A 15486-nucleotide genomic window follows, 5' to 3' on the forward strand; every position below is an offset into this window, starting at 1 on the left:
GCCCCAGGATGCCCGCACCCGCGCGATCGATCATCGATACTTACAGGTAACGTGCAGGATCGGAGCAGGCTCCACACCAATGGCGGCCTGTCGCAGGCGTCGATCAGTAAGGGGACGATGTGACCGACATCCAACGCGTCGGAGTCGTGGGCTGCGGCCAGATGGGCGCGGGCATCGCCGAGGTGTGCGCCCGCGCCGGACTGGACGTGAAGGTCGCCGAGACCACCGGCGAGGCCCTGGAGATCGGCCGTACCCGGCTGTTCAACTCCCTTTCCAAGGCGGCCGAGCGCGGCAAGATCACGGCGGAGGAGCTGGCGGCGACACAGGCCCGGCTCGGCTTCACCACCGACCTCGGCGAGTTCGCCGACCGCGATCTGGTGATCGAGGCCGTCGTCGAGAACGAGCAGGTGAAGGCCGAGATCTTCCAGGTGCTCGACCAGGTCGTGACCCGCCCCGACGCGATCCTCGCCTCCAACACCTCCTCCATCCCGCTGGTGAAGCTCGCGGTCGCCACCTCGCGGCCCGACCACGTCGTCGGCATCCACTTCTTCAACCCGGCCCCGGTGCAGAAGCTGGTCGAGCTGATCCCGGCGCTCACCACCTCCGAGGGCACGCTCAGCCGCGCCCAGGCCTTCGCCGAGAAGCTGCTGGGCAAGCACGCCATCCGGGCCCAGGACCGCTCCGGCTTCGTGGTGAACGCGCTGCTGATCCCCTATCTGCTCTCCGCGATCCGGATGTTCGAGTCGGGCATCGCCAGCCGCGAGGACATCGACAACGGCATGGAGCTCGGCTGCGCCCACCCGATGGGCCCGCTGAAGCTGTCCGACCTGATCGGCCTGGACACGGTCGCCTCGGTGGCGCACTCCATGTACGAGGAGTACAAGGAGCCGCTGTACGCCGCTCCCCCGCTGCTCCAGCGCATGGTGGACGCGGGCCGCCTGGGACGGAAGTCCGGGGCGGGCTTCTACACCTACGACTGATTACAGAAGGTCAGATTCCGGCCACGTACACGGGCCCGGCACCGCGGAGGTGCCGGGCCCGTGTCATTCACACACCGTGTGCGCTCCGGGCTCGCATATGCCCCTCGCACACTCTCCCCACACGCCCACCAGGCGAGTTCACTTTCTCTGCGTATGCCACGGATGAGAAACGACTACGGAAAGGAGCGGACTCGTGACCGCCGATCCCGAGCATCCGGTCGTATCTGGTGAACTCGCAGAGTTACGACGTCGTCTCGACGTCAACTACGCCCACGTGGCGGGCGACCTGGCTCTGCTCACGCACCGCACCGAGGAGACCGCCAAGGAACTCGACGAGCTGAGCACCCGGATCAACACACTGGAACACGCGCGCTGGCCGCTGCCCGCGGTCGCCGCCCTCACCGCCGTGGGTGCTCTCGTCGTGGCGATCTGGCAGACAGTAGGGCACTGACCAGGGACATTCCTTCAGGGACGTTCCCTCAGGGCAAGTCGTCCTGAACGAGCCTGAGTTGGTGCAACATCAGTAGCGCGGCCGCCATGTTGGCGGCCGGGACCTCCCCCCGGGCGACCATGTCGGGGACGAGTTTGAGCGGGACCCACTCCCGGCGGTCCGACTCGAAGTCGTCCACAGGCGGGCCGATGTACTCGCCTTCGTCGGCCCAGTAGATGTGGTGCCGGGCGTCGGTGAGCCCGTTGGAGGGCTCCACGCTCATGAGGTGGCGCAAGGGTCCCGGCCGCCATCCGGTCTCCTCCTCCAGTTCCCTGGCGGCCGCGCGGGCGATGTCCTCACCGTCCTCGACGACGCCCGCCGCGAGTTCCCACCCCCAGCTGTCGGTGATGAAGCGGTGGCGCCACAGGAGGAGGACCTCATTGGCCTCGTTGACCACCGTGGCCACGGCCACCGGCCGCAGCCGTATGAGGAAGTGGTCCAGGTGCCGGCCGTCAGGCAGCTCCACATCTGCCAGGTTGACGGTGAACCAGCGGTTTTCATACACAGTTTGTTCGTTCTGTTTCGTCCACTGCACGGTTCTGCCACCTTCCGTCGAGTAAGTGGCAATATCGCAGCAGGGAGTATGAGTGTCCGGGTTCGAGCGCCGGATTACAGCGGCACGCGCAGTGCTCCGTCGATGAGTTCGGCGGCCTCGGCCGTGCCCGCACAGCCGTTGCGTACCAAGTGCTCGCGTACCGCCCGGAGTCTGTCGCGCAGCCGCTGGGACTCCATCCCCCGGGCCTGCTCGGCCATCTGCACCGCGGTGGCCACCGCCTTGTCGGCGTTGCCCTGCCGCAGCTCGATCGTGCTGAGCATGGCGAGCCGGTGCACCCGGCCGCGGTCATGGGCCGGGTTGCCCACGGCAGCCGCGGCATGCTCACCCGCCGCCGCCAGCTCACCGAGGCTGAGCAGCGCCTCAGCCACCTGGACGTTGACCAGTCCCGGCTGGACATAGCCCGTCTCGTCGGGCTCGTATCCGCGCCGGATGCGTTCGGCGGCCGTCTCGGCACGCCGGATGCAGGACAGGGCGCTCGTGCCGTCGCCCAGGTGGGCGTATGCCTTCGCCTGCATCGCGTACAGGTCGGAGGCGAGGGCCGGGGTGATGTGCTTGCCCGCGGCCCGCAGCGCGGCCTCCGCGAAGGCCACGGCCTGGCGGTGTTCCCGCATGAACAGGGCCTGGTTGACGAGGAGCGCGATGATGTACGCCCCGAGTCCCCGGTCCCCGCTGGCCTTCGCGAGCCTGAGTGCCTGGTGGAAGTAGCGCTGGGCGAGTCCGTGGGCGTCGGAGTCGTACGTGCAGATCCCGGCGATCGCCACCAACCCGCCGGTGGCCCGGTGCAGTTGGCGGCCGGTGGCGTCGGTGTAGCTGCCGCGCAGCAGCGGCGCCGCCTCGGCGTTCAGGAAGCCGACGATCCGGGTGCGGGTCGCTATGCCGCCGGCCTTGCGGTACATCTGCTCGTAGTGCGTACGGGCGGCGCGCAGCATGTCGAGGTCGCTCGGCGTGACCCGGTGCCGCCCGCCGCGGGAGACGTCGACGTCCTCCGGCGGGTTCTCCCACTCCCACACCGGCATCACGGCGGGCGTGCCGGTGACGGCGGGGGCGCCCAGGATGTGCGGGCGCTGCTGTTCGTCCGAGCGCCACAGGGCGGTGGCCCGCTCAACGAAGCCGGACAGCGAGGTGCCGTGCGGGGCGGACGGCTCACCGGGCACGCCGAGGCCGATGTCGTCGAGCGTGACGGGGCGTTGCAGCCGGGCGGCGAGTACTTCGCAGATCAGGTCGGGGACCTGGCCGCGAGGTCGCTGGCCCTTCAGCCACCGTGCCACGGCGGTGTGTTCGTACCGGAGGGCGAGGCCGCGGGCCCGCCCTGCCTGGTTCACATGTGCGGCCAGTCCCGCGTGTGAGATTCCCGCCTCGTCCAGGATCGCGTCGAGCAGGGTGTTGGGCTGCATGGGTTGCCCCCCGGGTGGCTCGGTGGCGTCAGGTTAGTGGTTCCGTCTTCACACGGGGTGTGAACCGAGTACGCGAATCCGCACCGTGCGTGCGCTGTTGCGGAGAGTCGCCGGCCGGTTGACTGAAATGCCTCGTCAGAGGCCGGCCGGGCCGCCGGCTCCCCCTCGTACAGTGCGGCGGCCCGGCCAGGGGCTTGGCGGTGCGACTGAACGCCGTTGGTTCAGAGGTGGTTTGTCGGCTGACGGTGCGTGGGGGCTTGTCGCGCAGTTCCCCGCGCCCCTATCGGCACGCTGCTTACGTTGGTTCGATGGTTCCCCAGGACCAGCAGGGCCACGTCGTCCGTCAGTCTGCCTGATGTGTGGCGCAGGAGTTGGGTGAAGACCGTGCCCAGGAGGGGCTGGGAGGTGTTCACGCCGTCGCTCAGCGCCTCTGCCAGCACGGTCGGCAGCGGGAAGAACCGGCCATGGGCGTCTCGGGCGTCCTCGGCACCGTCCGTGAAGAGGAACAGCGCCTCCTCGGCGTGGAGTTGACCGCAGGGTACGGCGGGCAGATCGGCCGGCAGCGGGAACGGGCCCAGCGGGGGCAGGGGGTCGGCGCGGGTCAGCGGGTCGACGTGGGTGCCGGTGAGGCGGTACGGCCAGGGGTGACCGCAGTTGAGGGCGCGCACCTCTCCGTCCGGATCGATCTCCAGCAGCAGGACCGTGAGGAACTCCTCGGCGACCGGGCTGTCGGGGGCGGCGCCGGCCCGCTCCCGCAGATGCCGGGCCAGGGCCCGCTCCAGCCTGCGCAGCACACCACCGAGGTCGGGCTCGTCGTGCACGGCCTCACGGAAGCTGCCGAGGACGGCGGCGACGGTGCCGATGGCGGCGAGACCGTGTCCGCGTACGTCGCCCATCACGGCCCGTACTCCGTGCTCGGTGGCGATGACCTCGTACAGGTCGCCACCGATGACCGCGCCGCGCTCGGCGGACAGTTGGGCGGCGGCGACATGCAGCCCGTCGACGCGCGGTGGCAAGGGCCGCAGCAGCACGCTCTGGGCGGCGCCCGCGACCCGGCGCACCTGCCGCAGCTCACGCAGCAGCGTCTGCCGGACATGGACGATCAGCCCGGTGCCCACGGCGAAGAAGACGGCGCTGGTGACGATCCGCGCTCCCAGCCCGGTCTGCTGGGCGAGTGGACAGACCATTTTGTACGTGACCGCTATGGCGCCCCACACCGTCGGCAGCCCGATGGCGAGCACCCGGCGCCCCGCCCTGCGGGGAACCCCAGCCTTGACGCGGTTCATGCCGATGGCCCCCCAATAGGCCCTGACAGCACAGAATCGGACCGGCCCCGAAAGGCCGGTCCGATTCTGTCGACCACATGGCCCGTAAGGACCAGATCACCCCAAAACCTCACCCAATTGAGTGAGGTGACTCCAGCGCCCCGCCAGGGCGGTCCCCTACGGCGCCTAGCCCCGCAGCACCGCCCCGGTCCGCTCGCCCGCCAGGGCGACCGCCGCATCCCGAGCCGCGGAGGCCTCGTCGACGGTCAGCGTCCGATCCGCCGCACGGAACCGCAACGCGTACGCCAGCGACTTCTTGCCTTCACCCAGCTGATCGTCGTTCTCGTACACGTCGAACAGCCGGATCGCCTCAAGGAGTTCACCCGCGCCCGCGCGCAGCGCGGCCTCCACATCGGTGTGCGGTACGAACTTGTCGACGACCAGAGCGACATCCTGCGTGGCCACGGGGAACGCCGAGATGCGAGGCCCCGTCGGCAAACCGGCGCCGGCCGCCTCCAGCAGATCCAGCTCGACCTCCATCGCACAGGTCCGCTCCGGCAGATGCATCGCCTTCACCACCCGCGGGTGCAGCTCACCGGCGTGGCCCACGAAGGTCTCCCCCGCGTACAGCGCGGCGCACCGCCCGGGGTGCCAGGGCGCGTGCTGGTCGGCGCGGACGGTGAGCTCCACACCGGCCTCGCGGGCGACGAGCCGGGCCGCCTCGACGGCGTCCGCCCAGTCGGCCGGGCGGCCCTGGCCCCACCAGCCGGCCTGCTCCCGGGCACCGGCCAGCACCACGGCGGCGCGGCGCGGCTGGCGCGGCAGCGCGGTGTCGAGGGTGGCCAGCTCCTCGTCGGTGGGCCGGCGGTCGACGGGCAGCCGCGTCGGGATCGCCTCCCGCCCCGTGGGCCGGAAGACCAGCCCTGTCTCGAAGAGCGCCAGATCGTGCGAGCCCCGCCCGTCATTGCGCCGCAGCGCGCTCAGCAGGCCCGGCAGCAGCGTCGTACGGAGGGCGGGCTCCTCGTCGGAGAGCGGGTTGACGAGGGTGACCAGCGTGCGGCGCGGGTCGTCCGTGTCGATGCCGAGCTGGTCGAGGACGGCCTCGCCGATGAACGGGTAGTTCAGCGCCTCGACGTAGCCCGCTCCGGCCAGCACACGGCCGACCCGCCGGTGCAGCCGCTGCCGCCCGGTCAGCCCGCGACCCGCGGGAAGCTTGGGCAGCGTGGAGGGCAGGTTCTCGTACCCCTCCAGGCGGATGACCTCTTCGGCCAGGTCGTTCGGGTCGGTGAGGTCGGGCCGCCAGGACGGGACGGTGACGATCAGCTCGTCCTGGCCGTACACGTCGCAGCCGACCTCCTGAAGGCGGCGTACGACGGTCTCGCGGCCGTACTCGACGCCCGCGACCTTGTCCGGGTGGTCGGCCGGGATGGTGATCGTGCGCGGCGCGGACGGCGCGATGATCTCCGTGACGCCCGCTTCGGCGGTGCCGCCCGCGAGCAGCACCAGCAGATCGACCGTGCGCTGCGCGGCGGCGGCGCCGGCCAGCGGGTCGACGCCCCGCTCGAAGCGGCGGGAGGCCTCGGAGGACAGCTTGTGGCGGCGGGCGGTGCGGGCGACGGAGACCGGGTCGAAGTGGGCGGCCTCGATGACCACCTCGGTGGTCGTGCCGTCCGTCTCGTCGATCTCGGTGTTCGCGCCGCCCATGACGCCGGCGAGGCCGATCGGCCCGCGGTCGTCGGTGATCACCAGGTCGTCGGCGTCCAGCGTGCGCGTGACGCCGTCGAGGGTGGCGAGCTTCTCGCCCGCCTCGGCCCGGCGCACGCCGATGGTGCCCTGGACGCGGGCGCGGTCGTAGGCGTGCAGGGGCTGGCCCAGCTCCAGCATCACGTAGTTGGTGATGTCGACGGCGAGCGAGACCGGGCGCATGCCCGCCTTCTGCAGGCGCCGCTGGAGCCAGATCGGGGAGCGGGCCTCGGGGTCGAGGCCGGTCACCGTGCGGGCGGTGAAGCGGTCGCAGCCCAAGGGGTCGGCGACCTCCACCGGGTAGCCGAAGGCGTTCGGACCGGGCACGTCGAGCAGCGCCGGGTCACGCAGCGGCAGCCCGTACGCGGTCGCCGCCTCGCGGGCGATACCGCGCAGCGAGAGGCAGTAGCCGCGGTCGGGTGTGACGGCGATGTCGAGGACCTCGTCGACCAGTTCGAGCAGTTCGATCGCGTCGGTGCCGACCTCGTGCTGCGGCGGCAGCACGATGATGCCCTTGGTGCCGTCGTCGCCCATGCCCAGCTCCTCGCTGGAGCAGATCATGCCGTGCGAGGTCTTGCCGTACGTCTTGCGGGCGCTGATCGCGAAGCCGCCGGGCAGGACGGCACCCGGCAGGACCACGACGACCTTGTCGCCGACGGCGAAGTTCCGGGCGCCGCAGACGATCTCCTGCGGCCGGCCGCTGTCTTCCCCAGAGCCGAAAGCCTGGGAGGTGCCCCCAGCGGCGCCGACGTCCACGGTGCAGAAGCGGATCGGCTTCTTGAAGCCCTCCAGCTCCTCGATGGTCAGCACCTGGCCGACGACCAGCGGCCCCTTGAGGTCGGCGCCGAGCTGTTCGACGGTCTCGACCTCCAGACCGGCCGAAACGAGCTTGGCCTGTACGTCACGGCCGGTCTCCGTCGCCGGCAGGTCGACGTACTCCCGCAGCCAGGAAAGCGGGACCCGCATCAGATCTCCATCCCGAACGGCCGGGTGAACCGGACGTCACCCTCGACCATGTCTCGCATGTCTTCGACGTTGTGGCGGAACATCAGCATCCGCTCGATGCCGAACCCGAAGGCGAATCCGCTGTACTTCTCCGGGTCGACGCCGCAGGCGATCAGCACCCGCGGGTTGACCATGCCGCAGCCGCCCAGCTCGATCCACCCTTCCGAGGAGCACGTGCGGCAGGGGCGGTCGGGGTTGCCGACGGACTCGCCCTTGCAGACGTAGCAGAGCATGTCCATCTCGGCGGACGGCTCGGTGAAGGGGAAGTAGTTCGGGCGCAGCCGCGTCGTCATCTCCGGCCCGAAGAGCGACTGGACCATGTGGTCCATGGTCCCCTTGAGGTCGGCCATGGTCAGGCCCTCGTCCACGGCGAGCAGCTCGATCTGGTGGAAGACCGGGGTGTGCGTGGCGTCCAGCTCGTCGGTGCGGAAGACCCGGCCGGGGCAGACGACGTAGACCGGGGGCTCGCGGTCGAGAAGGGAGCGGGCCTGGACGGGCGAGGTGTGCGTCCGCAGTACGACACCGGACTCGCCGTCGCCGTCGGAGCCCTTGGGGCCCTGCACGAAGAACGTGTCCTGCATCTGGCGGGCCGGGTGGTCCGGGGTGAAGTTCAGCGCGTCGAAGTTGAACCACTCGGCCTCGACCTCGGGGCCCTCGGCGATCTCGTAGCCCATGGAGACGAAGACGTCGGCGACCCGCTCCATCATCGTGGTCAGCGGGTGGCGGGCGCCGGCCGGAACGCGGTCGTACGGCAGCGTGACGTCCACCGCCTCCTCGACCAGCATCCGGGCGTCGCGCTCGGCCTCCAGCTCCGCCTGGCGGGCGGTGAGCGCCTTGTTCACGGCGCCGCGGGCCATGCCGACACGCTTGCCTGCCTCGGCCTTGGCGTGCGGGGGCAGGGCCCCGATCTCGCGGTTGGCGAGGGCCAGCGGGGAGGTACCGCCGGAGTGAGCGACCTTGGCCTCCTGGAGCGCGTCGAGGGAGTCCGCGGCGGCGAAGGCGGCAAGCGCCTCGTCCCGCATGCGCTCGATCGCTTCCGGTTTCAAGGCCTCGACCTCGACAGGGTCGTACGACTTATTCGGTGCCGACATCTCTTCCCGTGCTTCCGATTGGCTGGCTGAAGGTCCCCATCACAGACTCCGCGAGGACACATGGGTGCCAAAGGCCGAGTCTAACGGGGTGGAGGTATACGAATGCGCCCGCGGGCCGCTCGGACGTCTCAGGTGAGATACGCCGGAGTGCTCACGGGCAACGTAAATCGGAACTCGGCGCCGCCGCCGGGGGCGCGGCCGACCGTGATGGTGCCGCCGTGAACCTCGACGATGCCCTTGACGATATAGAGCCCGAGGCCGGTGCCGCCGCGCTTGCTGCCCCGCCAGAAGCGGGTGAAGACGCGGTTCATGGACTCCTCCGGGATGCCTGGGCCCTCGTCGCTCACGGTGACCGATGTGCCGGTGTCCTCTCCCTCACGGGGGGACGTGGCGGGCGTGACGTCAATCGTGACGGTTCCCTCGCCGTGCCGCACGGCATTTTCCAGCAGGTTGCTGAGCACCTGGTCGACCTTGTCGGGGTCGGCCCACAGACCGGGCAGCGGCTGCTCGATACGCAGCAGGAACCGGTCGGCGGGCAGCCCGGCGGCGACGTAGGCCTGGATGTGCCGGCCGACCGCGGCACCGATGTCGACGGGCTGGCGGCGCAGCTCCAGCCGCCCGGAGTCGATGCGGGAGATGTCGAGGAGCTCGGTGATCAGCCGGGTGACCCGGTCGGCGTCGGCGTCGACAGTCTCCAGCATCAGCCGCTTCTGGTCGTCGGTGAACCTCTCCCACTTGGCGAGGAGGGTGGCGGTGAAGCCCTTGACGGAGGTGAGGGGGGAGCGCAGTTCGTGGGCGACGGTCGCTATCAGCTCGGCATGGCTGCGCTCGGTGCGGCGACGGGCCTCGGTGTCGCGGAGGGACACGACGACGCGGTGGACGGGCCCGGTGGGTTCGGTACGGACGTACCGCGCGGAGACGAGGACCTCACGCCCGCCGGGCAGCAGCAGGTTCCGCTCGGGCTGCCCCACCCTGATGGCGAGCCCGCCGTACGGATCGGTCAGCTGCCACCAGCGCCTGCCCTCCAGGTCCTCTAACGGCAGCGCCTTTTCCAGCCGCATGCCGAGGGCGTCGGCGGCGGACACGGCGGTGATCCGCTCCGCGGCGGTGTTGAAGCAGACGACCCGCCCGTGCTCATCGGCGACGACGAGGCCGTCCGGCAGTTGATCGGGGTCGATGCCGAGCCCGGCGACATCGCCGGACGGCCGGGACGCGGGCGGTCGCCCCGCACCCCGTGCTTCCGGCGCGTTGCTGGTGCCGATGGTCATCCCCGTACCCCACCTCTCAGACGGCGCAGGGCCCCGAACAGGCCACCCTACTAGCTCCCGGTGACGGAGCGGCACCCTCCGGAGGCGCGCTGTGCACGGGCGGACGCGTAGAGACATACGGCGGCGGCGGTCGCGAGGTTCAGACTCTCTGCCTTCCCGTGGATCGGAACCCGCACGACGGCGTCCGCGAGCGCGCGGGTCTCCTCCGGCAGCCCCCACGCCTCGTTCCCGAACACCCAGGCCGTCGGGCCGCCCATGGTGCTGTTGTCCAACTCGTCGTCCAGATCGTCGGTCCCGGCCCCGTCCGCGGCCAGAATCCGCACCCCGGCGTCCTTGAGCCCCGCCACGGCCCGCTCGACGGGGACACCGACGGCGACCGGCAGGTGAAACAGCGAACCGACGGAGGCACGCACGGCCTTGGGGTTGTACAGATCGACAGACGCATCGGTCAGTACGACGGCCTCGGCTCCGGCGGCATCGGCGCACCGCAGCACGGTCCCGGCGTTGCCGGGGTCGCGGACGTGGGCGAGGACGGCGACCAGCTTGGGGCGGGCGGCGAGGATCTCCTCGAACGGCGTGTCCAGGAACCGGCAGATCCCGACGAGCCCCTGCGGGGTGACGGTGGTCGAGATGTCGGCGATGACCTGCTCGGAGGCGAGGTGGACACGGGCGCCGATGTCCCGGGCCCGCCCGATGATGTCGGCGTACCGCTCCGCGGCGTCCAAGGTGGCGAACAACTCGACGAGGGTGTCCGCCCGCCCCCCCGCCTCCCGCACGGCCTGCGGCCCCTCCGCGAGAAACAGCCGCTCCTTCCCCCGGAAGTTCCGCTTGGCCAGCCGCCGGGCGGCCGAGACGCGGGGCGAGCGGGGGGAGATCAGCTCGGGAGATACGGGAGGCATACAGCTCACCTTCAGAAAGAAACCGGTGCTCACACAGCAACGGACCCGCAGGCAGAAACCCACGGGTCCGTCCAGTCACGTCGGCCTAGGCCCAGCGTGGCGTCACGCGGCCTTCGGCGCGTTGACGTCCGCCGGCAGCGCCTTCTGCGCGACCTCGACGAGCGCGGCGAACGCGGTGGCGTCGTTGACGGCCAGCTCGGCGAGGATCTTGCGGTCGACCTCGATGTTCGCGGCCTTCAGGCCCTGGATGAAGCGGTTGTACGTGATGCCGTTGGCGCGGGCAGCGGCGTTGATGCGCTGGATCCACAGCTGGCGGAAGTCACCCTTGCGCTTCTTGCGGTCGTTGTAGTTGTAGACCAGCGAGTGGGTGACCTGCTCCTTGGCCTTGCGGTACAGGCGCGAACGCTGACCGCGGTAGCCGGAGGCCTGCTCGAGGATCGCCCGGCGCTTCTTGTGGGCGTTGACTGCCCGCTTGACGCGTGCCACTTGTTAACTCCTTGTAGCGGGGCCGTGGTTGGACTCACACGGCCCGGAATCGATTGGGTCCCGGTCCTGGCGTACGGCGCTCGGTGATCAGAAGACCAGGCGCCCGTACGTCACTTGCCGAGAAGCTTCTTGATCTTCGCGGCGTCGCCCGGGGCCATCTCGGCGTTGCCGGTGAGGCGACGCGTCACGCGGGACGACTTGTGCTCAAGCAGGTGGCGCTTGCCGGCGCGCTCACGGAGCACCTTGCCGGAGCCGGTGACCTTGAAGCGCTTGCTGGCACCGCTGTGCGACTTGTTCTTCGGCATAGCGCCGTTCTCTCCTCGTCGGTGGCGCTCCGATGCCCGGTCGCGAAACCGGGCACGGTGGAGCGTCGCTGTTGTATCGGTTACATCCTGGGGACTCGCGCCCCCCGGGATCACGCCTCGGCGGAAGCCTCGGCAGGCGCCTCGGCGGCCACGGCGTTCTCGGAGTCCGCGGCGTTCTGCGAGCGGCCGGGGTTGGCCTTCGCTTCCGCCTTGCGGGCTTCCTGCGCCTGGCGGGCCTCGGCCATCGCCTCGGTCTTCTTCTTGTGCGGACCGAGAACCATGATCATGTTCCGGCCGTCCTGCTTCGGGTTCGACTCGACGAAACCGAGGTCCTGGACGTCCTCCGCGAGACGCTGCAGCAGTCGGTAGCCCAGCTCGGGCCGGGACTGCTCGCGACCACGGAACATGATCGTGATCTTGACCTTGTCGCCCTGCTTGAGGAACCGGACGACGTGACCCTTCTTGGTGTCATAGTCGTGCGGGTCGATCTTCGGCCGGAGCTTCATCTCCTTGATGACCGTGTGCGCCTGGTTCTTGCGCGCCTCACGGGCCTTCATGGCCGACTCGTACTTGAACTTCCCGTAGTCCATGAGCTTGCACACGGGCGGACGGGCGTTCGCCGCGACCTCGACCAGGTCCAGGTCGTACTCCTGCGCAAGCTCCAGGGCCTTGGCCAGCGGGACGATGCCCACCTGCTCGCCGCTGGGACCGACAAGTCGCACCTCGGGAACGCGAATCCGGTCGTTGATGCGGGGCTCGGCGCTGATGGATCCTCCTCGGTAGCACCACACGACTGTCTGGAGGACAGCCGCGTAACGTCTCTTTTCGATAGACCTAACCGCGCCGAAGCACAAAAAATGCCCCGGACGATCACAGGCGGGGCTCCTCGAACTACCGGAGCGACCGCCGCGAGGATCGCGGGGCGCACTTTCGGGCGGATGCCCGTCGCTGAACGGGACCGCCTGACCGGTGACCCGCCGCCCGGAAGGCGGTCAGGTGGGAGTTCGAAAGCCTCCACTTGTAGGTCGGGCCCGTGCCGTGTGGCATACGTGTCCGACCGGTCGTTACACAAGGTTAGCAGCAACCCGGGGGTGGTGCGAACCGGCGTGCATCGGGGCCTATCGTGTCCGGCATGAGTGACACCCCGCCTGAGACGCCCGACTTCGACGCCATGACCCGTGACATCGCCGAGGTCCCCGCGGTCGAGGTGATCGTGACGGTCGCCGTCAACCTGATGAGCGCCGCCGCGGTGAAGCTCGGTCTGACCGAGGAGGGCGAGAAGCACAAGGACCTGGACGAGGCCCGCAAGCTGGTGTCCGCCCTCGCCGGACTGCTCGACGCCAGCGCCACGGAGATCAGCTCCTTCCACGCGGCCCCGCTGCGCGACGGTCTGAAGTCGCTCCAGCTGGCGTTCCGCGAGGCGTCGATCGTCCCGGACGAGCCCGGCCAGGGACCCGGCGAGAAGTACACCGGCCCGGTCTACGGCTAAAACTGCCCGGGCGGATCGGGCCGGCTGCCCGGAACGGCACCTCGTCAGTGGTCAGTGCGGGTGAGCCGGGTGAGCGGGGGCGATGGGGTGCCCCCGCGTGAGCGGATTCGAGGGTGCGGAGAGCCTCCGGCGGCAAGGCCGGGGAGGGCGTCGGCGCGATGGGTCCCGCGCGCGAGGGCGAGCGGCCATCGCAGCCCTGAAACGCGTCGGCCGCGAGATCGGTCCCACGCGCGAGGGCGAGCGGGTCGGCCGCGGAGCAACCGGCCGCGATGACCGACTGGTCCCGCGCGCGCGGGCGAGCGTCGGGAGTCGGCCGTCGGCGAGGACGTCGCGGACGGGCGGGCCGGAGCCCGCGAGGCCGGCACTCGACGACGGGCCGGAACCCGCAACGTCGGGCATTGGACAGGCCGGAGCCGCGACATCGGGCACCCGACGGACCGGAGCCGCGACTCGGGCATCCGACGGACCGGAGCCGCGACTCGGGCATTGGACAGGCCGGAGCCGCGACATCGGGCACCCGACGGACCGGAGCCGCGACTCGGGCATCCGACGGACCGGAGCCGCGACTCGGGCATCCGACGGACCGGACGGGCCCTGGCTACCCGCGTACGTACAAGGGCTCGCCCGGTGGTGTCGCCCCGGTCGGCAGGAGTGCCAGGTCGAGGCCGCGCACCAGGCGGGCCCGCAGCGTTTCGTCGGTGGCCAGCCGCTCGGCCAGGGTGCGGGCGGCCGGGCCCGGGGTGGCGCCGGGGTCGAGGACGAGGGCGAGCGTGCCGTCCGCCTGTCCGGGGCCGAGGTAGGCACGCAGCACGGCGGGCTCGGCGGCCACGGCGGCCCGTACGGCGCCGGTGACGGCGGGGTCGGCGAGCGGATCGGTCGTCGTACGGCCCTCCGCCAGCGCCAGCAGCGCGGGCCCGGTCAGTTCGTACGGCACCGGTCCGGCCAGGTCCAGCACGATCGTGTCCGCCTTCTCGTGCGCCGCAGCCCGCAGTGCCTGGTGCAGGGGTACGGCGACGGGGCGGGCCGCGGGGTCCCAGCGGGCCAGCGAGTCGGTGGAGGTGAAGGCAGGCAGGGCCGTGCGGGTGCCGGCCTTCAGGGTCGGCACGGCCATGTCGCTGGTCTTCTCGCGGCGCAGCCCGCCCTCCCGTCTCCCACCACCGCCCTTCCAAGGAGCTTCGCGCCCCTCCTCAGTGTCCTCTTCGACCTCACCGAGTACGGCTACGACAGGGACGAGGAGGCGGGCGCCCTTCAGCGCCTGAAGCACCGGCTCCACGGCGGTGCGATCCTCGGCCCAGCCGGCGAGCGCCGCGCTCAGCCGGGGGTCGGCAGAGCCGTCGTCGTCGGAGAATCCGGGGTCGGGAATGTTCTTGTTCGCCACGGTCACCGACCCTATCGGGGGAAAGCTGCTGCGGTTGTGCGGCCCCGGAAACCCGGCCGTGACACCTTCACCGGTTTCTCAGAGATCCCTGACAGACATCTAACCTCCGTCTAACAGACCGCACAGCCGAATGCCCCAGCATCGCGGGCATGGAGCCTCCCGGACCCGCTCGCCGCGTTCCGTCCCGCCGCAGCCTGGTGTACGCCGCCCTCGCCGCGGTCGCCGTCGTGGGCGGTACGGCAGTGGGGACCGTGTACGTGAAGGCACAGGCGGACTCCGGTACGGGGGCCGTATCGTCGGTCTCCGCGTCGCCGTCGGCCTCGGCGAGCGGGGAGGCATCGGTGGAGACGGCGACCGCGCAGCCGGTGGTGGACCACGACGAACTGCTGGCCGAGGCGATGGACCCGGTGACCGTCGAGGACAGTGCCGAGGTGTCGGTGGCGGTGCTGGACGTGGAGTCCGGCGCGAGCGCCACGTACGGGGACGGTCTCTTCGACACCGCGAGCATCGTCAAGGTGGACATCCTGGCGGCCCTGCTCCTCCAGGCGCAGGACGCGGGACGTGAGCTGACGGCGACGGAGAAGTCGTACGCGACGGCGATGATCGAGACCAGCGACAACGCCTCCGCGGCGTCCCTGTGGCGGACGATCGGGAGGGCGGACGGGCTCGACGCCGCGAACGAGCGTCTCGGGCTCACCGGCACCGAGGGCGGCGAGGACATGCTGTGGGGGCTGACGCAGACCACGGCGGCCGATCAGATCGTGCTGCTCCAGCAGGTGTTCGGGGAGGACTCGGAGCTGACCGAGGCCTCGCGGTCGTACATCCAGGGGCTGATGGGGCAGATAGCCACCGGGCAGCAGTGGGGGGTGTCGGCCGCGGCCGACGGCTCGGCGTGGGCGCTGAAGAACGGCTGGCTGCCGCGCAGCGCCACCGGCCTGTGGGACATCAACAGCATCGGGCGGATCACCGTCGACGGTCACGACTATCTGGTGGCGGTGCTGTCCGACGGCAACTCGACGCAGGCGAAGGGGATTTCACTGGTCGAGGCGGCGGCGCGGGCAGCGGTCTCGGTGTTCGGAGAACAGGAGCCGTCCGCGTCCGCCTCGGCCTCCGCCTCGGCTCCCTGAGCGGGCCGGG

Annotated in this window: 15 protein-coding genes; 4 read left to right on the forward strand and 11 right to left on the reverse strand. The window is 70.7% G+C overall.

What is annotated here, in order from left to right:
• The first annotated feature begins 119 nt into the window (after positions 1-119).
• Positions 120-980: a 3-hydroxybutyryl-CoA dehydrogenase gene (locus GFH49_RS35105; RefSeq protein ID WP_155060105.1), complete on the forward strand. Its 861-nt coding sequence runs from the start codon at positions 120-122 to the stop codon at positions 978-980.
• A gap of 193 nt (positions 981-1173) precedes the next feature.
• A complete protein-coding gene (locus GFH49_RS35110) occupies positions 1174-1431 on the forward strand; it encodes a hypothetical protein (RefSeq protein ID WP_155060106.1) in 258 nt (85 codons plus the stop codon).
• Positions 1432-1459: 28 nt separating this feature from the next.
• Here GFH49_RS35110 and GFH49_RS35115 read toward each other — a convergent pair whose 3' ends face one another.
• From GFH49_RS35115 to infC, 10 genes are all read right to left on the reverse strand, one after another.
• Complete coding sequence (locus tag GFH49_RS35115; protein ID WP_155060107.1) at positions 1460-2005, reverse strand: NUDIX hydrolase; 546 nt, start codon at positions 2003-2005, stop codon at positions 1460-1462.
• Positions 2006-2079: 74 nt separating this feature from the next.
• Positions 2080-3420, reverse strand: a complete 1341-nt coding sequence (locus GFH49_RS35120) for an NsdA family TPR-like regulatory protein (protein WP_155060108.1) — start codon at positions 3418-3420, stop codon at positions 2080-2082.
• A 221-nt stretch (positions 3421-3641) separates the two neighbouring features.
• The gene (locus tag GFH49_RS35125; RefSeq protein WP_155060109.1) at positions 3642-4706 is read right to left on the reverse strand and encodes a PP2C family protein-serine/threonine phosphatase; all 1065 of its coding nucleotides are present in this window, start codon (positions 4704-4706) and stop codon (positions 3642-3644) included.
• A 165-nt stretch (positions 4707-4871) separates the two neighbouring features.
• Entirely contained in the window at positions 4872-7394 is a 2523-nt protein-coding gene (gene pheT / locus GFH49_RS35130; RefSeq protein WP_155060110.1) for a phenylalanine--tRNA ligase subunit beta, read from the reverse strand.
• Entirely contained in the window at positions 7394-8524 is a 1131-nt protein-coding gene (gene pheS, locus GFH49_RS35135; RefSeq protein ID WP_155060111.1) for a phenylalanine--tRNA ligase subunit alpha, read from the reverse strand. Before pheS ends, pheT begins: the two co-directional genes overlap by 1 nt.
• Positions 8525-8652: 128 nt before the next feature.
• Positions 8653-9792 (reverse strand): sensor histidine kinase, encoded by a 1140-nt coding sequence (locus tag GFH49_RS35140; protein WP_155060112.1) that lies wholly within the window; start codon positions 9790-9792, stop codon positions 8653-8655.
• A 50-nt stretch (positions 9793-9842) separates the two neighbouring features.
• Entirely contained in the window at positions 9843-10691 is an 849-nt protein-coding gene (locus tag GFH49_RS35145; RefSeq protein WP_155060113.1) for a TrmH family RNA methyltransferase, read from the reverse strand.
• Between the two features lie 102 nt (positions 10692-10793).
• Positions 10794-11177, reverse strand: a complete 384-nt coding sequence (gene rplT / locus GFH49_RS35150; protein WP_033531708.1) for a 50S ribosomal protein L20 — start codon at positions 11175-11177, stop codon at positions 10794-10796.
• A gap of 110 nt (positions 11178-11287) precedes the next feature.
• Positions 11288-11482 (reverse strand): 50S ribosomal protein L35, encoded by a 195-nt coding sequence (rpmI, locus tag GFH49_RS35155; protein WP_004933563.1) that lies wholly within the window; start codon positions 11480-11482, stop codon positions 11288-11290.
• Positions 11483-11592: 110 nt separating this feature from the next.
• The gene (gene infC, locus GFH49_RS35160) at positions 11593-12273 is read right to left on the reverse strand and encodes a translation initiation factor IF-3 (RefSeq protein WP_196218231.1); all 681 of its coding nucleotides are present in this window, start codon (positions 12271-12273) and stop codon (positions 11593-11595) included.
• Between the two features lie 341 nt (positions 12274-12614).
• On the opposite strand from infC, the gene GFH49_RS35165 reads away from it, so the two are divergent.
• Positions 12615-12971: a DUF1844 domain-containing protein gene (locus tag GFH49_RS35165; RefSeq protein WP_155060114.1), complete on the forward strand. Its 357-nt coding sequence runs from the start codon at positions 12615-12617 to the stop codon at positions 12969-12971.
• 598 nt (positions 12972-13569) lie between these two features.
• On the opposite strand, the gene GFH49_RS35170 is transcribed toward GFH49_RS35165, so the two are convergent.
• Positions 13570-14349 (reverse strand): SseB family protein, encoded by a 780-nt coding sequence (locus GFH49_RS35170; protein WP_155060115.1) that lies wholly within the window; start codon positions 14347-14349, stop codon positions 13570-13572.
• A gap of 149 nt (positions 14350-14498) precedes the next feature.
• On the opposite strand from GFH49_RS35170, the gene GFH49_RS35175 reads away from it, so the two are divergent.
• Entirely contained in the window at positions 14499-15476 is a 978-nt protein-coding gene (locus tag GFH49_RS35175) for a serine hydrolase (RefSeq protein ID WP_155060116.1), read from the forward strand.
• The last annotated feature ends 10 nt before the right edge of the window (positions 15477-15486 follow it).

Origin of the sequence: Streptomyces blattellae, from assembly GCF_009709555.1 — a bacterium.
Classification (GTDB): Bacteria; Actinomycetota; Actinomycetes; order Streptomycetales; family Streptomycetaceae; genus Streptomyces; species Streptomyces blattellae.

Bases quoted from the DNA above. Each gene is read 5' to 3' on its own strand.
- GFH49_RS35140 (WP_155060112.1), bottom strand. From the start codon at position 9,792: ATGACCATCGGCACCAGCAACGCGCCGGAAGCACGGGGTGCGGGGCGA.
- GFH49_RS35120 (WP_155060108.1), bottom strand. From the start codon at position 3,420: ATGCAGCCCAACACCCTGCTCGACGCGATCCTGGACGAGGCGGGAATC.
- GFH49_RS35165 (WP_155060114.1), top strand. From the start codon at position 12,615: ATGAGTGACACCCCGCCTGAGACGCCCGACTTCGACGCCATGACCCGT.
- GFH49_RS35125 (WP_155060109.1), bottom strand. From the start codon at position 4,706: ATGAACCGCGTCAAGGCTGGGGTTCCCCGCAGGGCGGGGCGCCGGGTG.
- pheT (WP_155060110.1), bottom strand. From the start codon at position 7,394: ATGCGGGTCCCGCTTTCCTGGCTGCGGGAGTACGTCGACCTGCCGGCG.
- GFH49_RS35145 (WP_155060113.1), bottom strand. From the start codon at position 10,691: ATGCCTCCCGTATCTCCCGAGCTGATCTCCCCCCGCTCGCCCCGCGTC.
- rpmI (WP_004933563.1), bottom strand. From the start codon at position 11,482: ATGCCGAAGAACAAGTCGCACAGCGGTGCCAGCAAGCGCTTCAAGGTC.
- pheS (WP_155060111.1), bottom strand. From the start codon at position 8,524: ATGTCGGCACCGAATAAGTCGTACGACCCTGTCGAGGTCGAGGCCTTG.
- GFH49_RS35175 (WP_155060116.1), top strand. From the start codon at position 14,499: ATGGAGCCTCCCGGACCCGCTCGCCGCGTTCCGTCCCGCCGCAGCCTG.